This window comes from Sphingobium sp. CCH11-B1, from assembly GCF_001556865.1.
Classification (GTDB): Bacteria; Pseudomonadota; Alphaproteobacteria; order Sphingomonadales; family Sphingomonadaceae; genus Sphingobium.
In genome coordinates this window covers 1-1526 of record NZ_LSJY01000121.1, presented here as the reverse complement: position 1 = coordinate 1526, position 1526 = coordinate 1, and the positions used below count along the sequence as shown (strand labels likewise).

The following is a 1526-nucleotide window of genomic DNA, read 5'->3' as shown; positions in this document are numbered from 1 at the left end:
TGTCCCCCGTCAGCACCAATGGCACAGATTTGAGGTTGTGATTTAAGGAGGGTTGGGGCTTCGTCGTAGTGACGAAGGAACGAAGATGAAGACCCAACCCTCCGTGAAAAAATCCCCTCCCAAGAAGGCCCCAGCTGAGCGGGTGGTCAAGGATATCCGCCGAGCAACCCGGCGCCATTTCTCTGCCGAAGAAAAGATCCGCATCGTGCTGGACGGCCTGCGTGGTGAGGACAGCATCGCAGAGCTGTGCCGCAAGGAAGGCATCGCCCAGAGCCTGTATTACACTTGGTCGAAGGAGTTTATGGAAGCAGGTAAGCGCCGGTTGGCCGGTGATACCGCCCGTGCCGCGACCACTGGCGAGGTGCAGGATCTGCGCCGCGAAGCCCGCGCCCTGAAGGAATGCGTGGCCGACCTGACGCTGGAAAACCGTTTGCTCAAAAAAAGCATGATCGCGGATGGGGGCGACGAAGAATGAGGTATCCCGCATCCGAGAAGCTCGAGATCATCAGGATCGTCGAGCAGTCCCACCTGCCTGCCAAGCGAACGCTGGACCAACTCGGCATCGCCCGGCGGACGTTCTACCGCTGGTATGACCGCTACCTCGCAGGCGGCCCGGAGGCGTTGGCGGATCGGCCATCGGCTCCAGGCCGGGTGTGGAACCGGATCGCGCCCGAGGTGCAGGACCAGATCGTCGAAATGGCGCTGGAGCAGTCCGAGCTGTCACCGCGCGAACTGGCGGTGCGATTTACCGATGAGCGCCAATACTTTGTGTCCGAAGCTACGGTTTACCGCCTGCTCAAGGCCCACGATCTGATCACCAGCCCGGCATACGTCGTGGTGAAAGCGGCTGATGCGTTCCATACCAAGACGACCCGGCCGAACGAGATGTGGCAGACCGATTTTACCTACTTCAAGATCATCGGGTGGGGCTGGATGTATCTCTCCACCGTGCTCGACGACTTCTCGCGCTACATCATCGCCTGGAAGTTGTGCACCAACATGCGGGCCGAGGATGTGACCGACACGCTGGATGTAGCGTTGGTCGCATCCGGATGCGACAGCGCCACGGTGTTGCACAAGCCCCGGCTGCTCAGCGACAATGGTCCCAGCTACATCGCGGGCGAACTGGCTGAATACATCGAGGCCAACAAGATGAGCCACGTGCGCGGCGCCCCGATGCACCCCCAGACCCAGGGCAAGATCGAGCGCTGGCACCAGACCCTTAAAAACCGCATCCTGCTCGAGAACTACTTCCTGCCCGGCGACCTTGAGGCCCAGATCGAGACCTTCGTCGAGCACTACAACCACCGCCGATACCACGAGAGCCTAAACAACGTGACGCCCGCAGACGCCTACTTCGGCAGGGCACCAGCCATCATCAAACAACGCGAAAGGATCAAGCGACAGACCATTGAACATCGGCGCTTGCAACACCGTAAGCTCGCCGCCTAAAACCCAACAACAGACGAGGCCCGCACTCCGCTAATTTACGCCGCGACCTGTGCCAAATGTTCTGACGACGGACA

1 protein-coding gene is annotated in these 1526 nt (G+C 60.3%); it reads left to right on the top strand.

Translation table 11 applies throughout. From position 1 onward, the window contains the following. The first annotated feature begins 85 nt into the window (after positions 1-85). Positions 86-1452, top strand: a protein-coding gene (locus AX724_RS12610; protein WP_120222458.1) for an IS3 family transposase whose coding sequence is annotated in 2 segments (ribosomal slippage) — positions 86-437 and positions 437-1452 — 1368 coding nt in all. Because the reading frame shifts where the segments join, the coding sequence is not laid out codon by codon here. Positions 1453-1526: the final 74 nt, after the last annotated feature.